The sequence below is a fragment of the Microbacterium yannicii genome (genome assembly GCF_024055635.1).
In the GTDB taxonomy this organism is placed as follows: domain Bacteria; phylum Actinomycetota; class Actinomycetes; order Actinomycetales; family Microbacteriaceae; genus Microbacterium; species Microbacterium yannicii.
This window is the reverse complement of record NZ_JAMXMB010000023.1, coordinates 1-5,162: the sequence shown is the minus strand read 5'-3', so window position 1 is coordinate 5,162 and position 5,162 is coordinate 1. Positions and strand designations below refer to the sequence as shown.

Sequence of the window (5,162 nt, the reverse complement as noted above, 5' to 3'; positions counted from 1 at the left end):
GCGAGCGAGGAACGAGCGAGACGAAACGCCCCTGACTCACCCGACACGACAGGAGAAACGGATGCTGTCACCCAGCGACATCGAGCAGCTCGCGGCTGAGCTGGCAGAGGCCGATCGCACGCACGGCGTGATCCCGCGCATCACGGCGCGCTACCCCGACGCGACGGTCGAGGACTCCTACTCGATCCAGGGGGTCTGGCGCGACACCATGCTCGCCTCGGGCCGCCGGCTCGTGGGCCGCAAGATCGGGCTCACCTCGCGGGCGATGCAGCAGGCGACGGGGATCACCGAGCCGGACTACGGCGTGATGTTCGACGACACGGTGTACGAGTCCGGTGCCGAGATCCCCGTCGAGAAGTTCTCGAACGTGCGGGTCGAGGTCGAGCTCGCCTTCGTGCTCAAGAGTCCCCTAGAGGGTCCTGACTGCACGCTCGACGACGCCCTCGCGGCGATCGACTACGCGGTCCCCGCTCTCGAGGTGCTCAATTCGCACATCGAGCTCGAGGGGCGCACCATCGTCGACACGATCGCCGACAACGCGGCGTACGGTGCGATGGTGCTCGGCGACGTGCACAAGCGTCCGGACGAGATCGACCTGCGCTGGGTGCCCGGCGTGCTGAGCCGCAACGGCGAGATCGAAGAGACAGGTGTCGCGGCGGGCGTGCTCGGCCACCCGGCGACCGGCGTCGCCTGGCTCGCGAACAAGTTCCATCAGCACGGCGCGCGACTCGAGGCGGGCGAGATCATCCTCGCCGGTTCGTTCACCCGCCCCGTGTGGATGACGCGGGGCGATAGCGTCAGGTGCGACTACGGACCCATGGGAGTGATCGAATGCCGCTTCGTCTGACCCCGACGTTCCGCACCGCGCTGGCCGAGGCATCCCGTCCGCTCGCCGGCATGTGGATCTGCACCGGCTCGCCCCTGGTCGCCGAGATCTGCGCCGGCTCAGGCCTGGACTGGGTGCTCATCGACATGGAGCACTCCCCCAACGGTCTGGAGTCGGTGCTCGCGCAGCTGCAGGCGGTGGCTGCCTACCCGGTGACGCCGGTGGTGCGCGTGCCGATCGGCGACGTCGTGACGATCAAGCAGGTGCTGGATCTCGGAGCCCAGAACCTGCTCGTGCCGATGGTGTCGTCGCGAGCGGATGCCGAGGCCGCCGTCGCCGCTGTCCGCTATCCGCCGCGGGGCACAAGGGGCGTAGGCTCGGCCCTCGCGCGGTCGGCGCGGTGGAACCGCGTCGACGGCTATCTCGCCGACGCCGACGCGCACGTGTCGCTGTTCGTGCAGATCGAGACGGCGGCGGGCGTCGAGGCGGCGGCCGACATCGCCGCGGTCGACGGGGTCGACGGCGTGTTCGTCGGGCCGTCTGACCTCGCCGCGTCGATGGGGGTCCTGGGTCAGCAGACACATCCGGATGTTGTGGCCGCTGTCCTCCAGACCTTCGACGCCGTGCGCGCCGCGGGCAAGCCGGTGGGCGTGAACGCGTTCGATCCGGCCGCGGCCGATGCGTACCTCGCGGCCGGCGCGGACTTCATTCTCGCCGGCGCCGACGTCGCACTGCTGGCCCGCGGGTCCGAGGCCCTCGCGGCGCGCTGGGTCGCGGCATCCGACGACCACCGCCCCTCGTACTGACCCGCCCGGCTCCGGCACCGCGTCGCCTCAGGGGTGCGCCGCAACTCCTCAAGAACGCACCCCGCGCGCCCGACGCTCCGCGTGATTCCGGGGGCAGGCGGAGCATGCTCCGCGACGAATGAGGAGTTGTGGCCCACTGAGCTTCAGTGAGCTGCAGCGCGGCGGCGCGGCATCCATTCGCCCCTCACTGCCTGACATGGCACAGTGAACGCATGAAGAAGTGGGTCGTGCGGTTCGCGTCGCTGCTCGTGTTCAACGTCGTCGTGCTGCTCGTCGTCGGCTGGCTCACGCCCGCGCGGGTGGGCTGGGCGGCGCTCTGGGCGGGCATCGTGCTGACGGCGCTCGTCATCTGGATCAAGCCGCTCGTCGAGAAGTGGTTCCGCTCGATGGCGGCCAAGTCCGCCGGGCAGCGCACCAAGGCCGGTGAGAAGCTCGTGGAGTTCTTCCTCGCCTTCGCCGTCGCCCTCCTGGTGTGGATCGCCACCGTGCTGTTCACCGGCGTCTCCATCGGGGGCGGCATCTTCGGCGCATTCTGGGGCTGGGTGCTGCCCCCGGTCTTCCTCCTCATCGGCTGGGCGATCTACGACGCGATCGACGACAAGGTCGAGGGCCACGCCGGCACGCTCTACGACAGAGCGACCGGGACGAAGACGGTGACGGATGCCGCGACCTCAGCACCCGCGTCCACGAGCACTCGCGACACCTCTCCCGGCGCCGCGGCACCCGCGACCGGCCGCCGCCAGCGCGACGACGGCCTCACCGACGAGCAGCGCCGCATGCTCGATGAGCTCGGAAACGGCTGATTCGGCAGAAGCTGTCGATCGGTGACGGCGGAGATCGTCATAGGGGTGTCGTGATCCCACCAGAAAGGACGACGCCATGCGGTACGCACTGCTCCTGCACTACCCCGAGATGACCCCTGAGGACCTCGGTCCCGAAGCGCTCGCCGAAGGCATGCGCGAGTTCGACGAATACGCCAAAGCGCTCGACGCCTCCGGCGTGCTGATCTCGGCCGAGGTGCTCCAGCCCTCCGCGGTCACCACGACCGTGACCGCCGCCGACGGCTCGCTCCGCGTGCAGGACGGCCCCTTCGCCGACACCAAGGAGCAGCTCGGCGGCACCTTCGTCATCGAGGTGCCCGACCTCGATGCCGCGATCGACTGGGCCGGCAAGGCGCCGTCGGCCGGCTGGGGCGCCGTCGAAGTGCGTCCGAGCGCGACGCACTTCGCCGACGGGGCCTGGACCACCTTCGCGCGCTGATGCCCACCGCCGAGCATGCCCGCGCGGTCGCAGAACGCGCCGCGCGGGCGTCGTACGGCCGCATCCTGTCGATCGTCGCCGCTCAGACGAGCGACGTCGCCCTCGCCGAGGACGCCCTCGCCGACGCGTTCGAGCGTGCGCTGCGCACGTGGCCGGATGCCGGCATCCCCGCCAATCCCGAAGGGTGGCTCGTCACCGTGGCACGCAATCGCCTGCGCGATGCCCTGGGTTCCGCCGCGCACCGCCGCGGTGTGCCCCTCGAGGAGGGGATCGCCGCCGGTCGCGGCGATGAGAGTGCCGTCGATGCACTGACCGCCCTCGAGCAGAGCGCGGCGATCCCCGACAAGCGGCTGGAGCTGCTGTTCGCCTGCGCGCATCCGGCGATCGACCCGGCCATCCGCACGCCCCTGATGCTCCAGTCGGTGCTCGGCTTCGACGCCGCCGCGATTGCGGGCGCGTTCGGCGTCGAGCAGACGGCGATGGCGCAGCGCCTGGTGCGAGCCAAGCGGAGGATCCGCGATGCCGGCATCCCGTTCCGCATCCCGAACCGCGCCGACATGCCGGCCCGGCTGCCCGCGGTGCTGGAGGCGATCTACGGCGCCTACGCGATCGGCTGGCTCGACCAGGGCGACGAGCCACGGGAGTCGCTCGCCGACGAGGCGCGCTGGCTCGCCGTGCTCACGGCGACGCTCCTCGACGACGAGCCGGAGGCATGGGGCCTGGCGGCGCTCCTCACCTACGCCCAGTCACGGGCGCCCGCGCGAGCCGAGGCGCCCTGGCCGCCGCTCGATCTGCAGGATCCGACCCTCTGGGACCGCGCGCTCATCGCCGAAGCCGCCGCGCTGCTGCGCCGCGCCGCGGCCCTGGGGCGCCCGCTTGGGCGCTTCCAACTCGAGGCGGCGATCCAGGCGGTGCACTGCGACCGCGCCCGCACCGGCGAACTCGACGTCGAGGCGCTCGTGAAGCTCTACCGCGGCCTCGTCGCGATCGCGCCGACCGACGGCGCCCGCGCGGCCCTGGCCGCCGCCGAGGCGCGCGCCGGAGGAGGAACGGAAACGCCGTAGCGCCGCGTGAGTAAACCAGTTGACTCAGCACGAGTCAACTGGTTTACTCGGAACATGTCCGACCGGCTGACCTTCACCCTTCACGAGCTCCTCGCGGAACTCGACGCGTTCGCTGACGCCGCGCTGCGGTCGGGTTACGGCGTCACCTTCAACCACTTCCAGTTCCTCGCCGTGCTGTACGACGCAGAACCCGCCGACATGACCACGCTCGCCCATTGCCTGGGAGTCACCAAGGCCGCCGTCAGCAAGCGCGTCCCCGCCCTCGTCGACGACGGGTGGATCACCGCGCAGTCGCCGCCGGGGGCGGGCCGCAGCGTCCTGCTGTCGCTGACGCCGCGGGGCACCGAACTCGTGCGCGACGCCGGCGCCGTGCTCGAGCGGGAGTTCGCCGCGATGCTCACCCACCCGGCACTCGGCGACGATCCGATCGACGTGCCGCGACTGAACGCCCAGCTCGTCACCCTCACCGACTTCATCAAGAATCAGCCGTCGCCCCACGGGCGCCCGGCCCACTCAGAGGAGACCGTCTCATGAACACCCCCCGCATACTCGTGGTGATCGGCACGCCGCTCGCCGGCAGCCTCAATCACGCGCTCGCCCACTCGTACGCCGACGCGGCGCGCGCCGCCGGTGCCGAGGTGCGCCTCGTCGACCTCGCGCGCGACGCGGTGCCGGGCCATCCCGCGGAGCGCAACGAAGTCCGCCTCCCCCGCACCGACTCGGACGTTCCCCTCGCCCCCGAGGTCGCCGCCTACGTCGACGACGTCGACTGGGCCGATCACCTGGTCTTCTTCTTCCCGCAGTGGTGGGGCTCCTACCCGGCAGCACTCAAGACCTGGATCGATCGCGTCTTCCTGTCGGGCTTCGCCTACCGATACCGCCCCGCGGGCCGTCTGTGGGACAAGCTGCTCACCGGCCGCAGCGCGCGCATCGTGATGACGATGGACTCCCCGCCGCTCTGGAACGCCTGGGCCTACCGCAACGCCGCCATCCGTTCGCTCCGCAATGCGACGCTGGAGTTCTGCGGCATCCGCGTGCGCGGCGTCACGCGGCTCGCAGAGGTGCGCCATCGCAGCGACGCCGACCGCGAGCGCTGGATCGGCGGCATGGTATCTCTCGGAGCGACGGATGCCGGAGCCGTCGTCGCCCGCCCCAGGGACGAACTCGTCCCCGCCTGATCTTCACTGCCTCCCACACGGAGGCGGC

General features: G+C 71.1%; 7 protein-coding genes. All 7 read left to right on the top strand.

All coding sequences use genetic code 11. From position 1 onward, the window contains the following. The first annotated feature begins 61 nt into the window (after nt 1-61). Nucleotides 62-847 carry a 2-keto-4-pentenoate hydratase gene (locus tag NCG93_RS09465; RefSeq protein WP_194414241.1) on the top strand — a complete coding sequence of 262 codons (786 nt, stop codon included), beginning with the start codon at nt 62-64 and terminating at the stop codon, nt 845-847. Next, nucleotides 832-1,632, top strand: a complete 801-nt coding sequence (locus NCG93_RS09460) for an HpcH/HpaI aldolase family protein (RefSeq protein WP_194414242.1) — start codon at nt 832-834, stop codon at nt 1,630-1,632. Before NCG93_RS09465 ends, NCG93_RS09460 begins: the two co-directional genes overlap by 16 nt. A 212-nt stretch (nt 1,633-1,844) precedes the next feature. Beyond that, complete coding sequence (locus tag NCG93_RS09455) at nt 1,845-2,435, top strand: hypothetical protein (protein WP_194414243.1); 591 nt, start codon at nt 1,845-1,847, stop codon at nt 2,433-2,435. 76 nt (nt 2,436-2,511) lie between these two features. Continuing rightward, the gene (locus tag NCG93_RS09450) at nt 2,512-2,892 is read left to right on the top strand and encodes a YciI family protein (RefSeq protein WP_194414244.1); all 381 of its coding nucleotides are present in this window, start codon (nt 2,512-2,514) and stop codon (nt 2,890-2,892) included. Further along, a complete protein-coding gene (locus tag NCG93_RS09445) occupies nt 2,892-3,956 on the top strand; it encodes an RNA polymerase sigma factor (protein WP_194414245.1) in 1,065 nt (354 codons plus the stop codon). Before NCG93_RS09450 ends, NCG93_RS09445 begins: the two co-directional genes overlap by 1 nt. 54 nt (nt 3,957-4,010) lie before the next feature. Further along, on the top strand, nt 4,011-4,490 hold the full coding sequence (locus NCG93_RS09440; RefSeq protein ID WP_194414246.1) for a MarR family winged helix-turn-helix transcriptional regulator: 480 nt from the start codon (nt 4,011-4,013) through the stop codon (nt 4,488-4,490). Next, nucleotides 4,487-5,134 (top strand): NAD(P)H-dependent oxidoreductase, encoded by a 648-nt coding sequence (locus NCG93_RS09435; RefSeq protein WP_194414247.1) that lies wholly within the window; start codon nt 4,487-4,489, stop codon nt 5,132-5,134. Before NCG93_RS09440 ends, NCG93_RS09435 begins: the two co-directional genes overlap by 4 nt. Nucleotides 5,135-5,162: the final 28 nt, after the last annotated feature.

Coding starts and splice junctions, on each gene's coding strand:
- NCG93_RS09465 (WP_194414241.1), top strand. CDS start 62: ATGCTGTCACCCAGCGACATCGAGCAGCTCGCGGCTGAGCTGGCAGAG.
- NCG93_RS09460 (WP_194414242.1), top strand. CDS start 832: ATGCCGCTTCGTCTGACCCCGACGTTCCGCACCGCGCTGGCCGAGGCA.
- NCG93_RS09455 (WP_194414243.1), top strand. CDS start 1,845: ATGAAGAAGTGGGTCGTGCGGTTCGCGTCGCTGCTCGTGTTCAACGTC.
- NCG93_RS09450 (WP_194414244.1), top strand. CDS start 2,512: ATGCGGTACGCACTGCTCCTGCACTACCCCGAGATGACCCCTGAGGAC.
- NCG93_RS09445 (WP_194414245.1), top strand. CDS start 2,892: ATGCCCACCGCCGAGCATGCCCGCGCGGTCGCAGAACGCGCCGCGCGG.
- NCG93_RS09440 (WP_194414246.1), top strand. CDS start 4,011: ATGTCCGACCGGCTGACCTTCACCCTTCACGAGCTCCTCGCGGAACTC.
- NCG93_RS09435 (WP_194414247.1), top strand. CDS start 4,487: ATGAACACCCCCCGCATACTCGTGGTGATCGGCACGCCGCTCGCCGGC.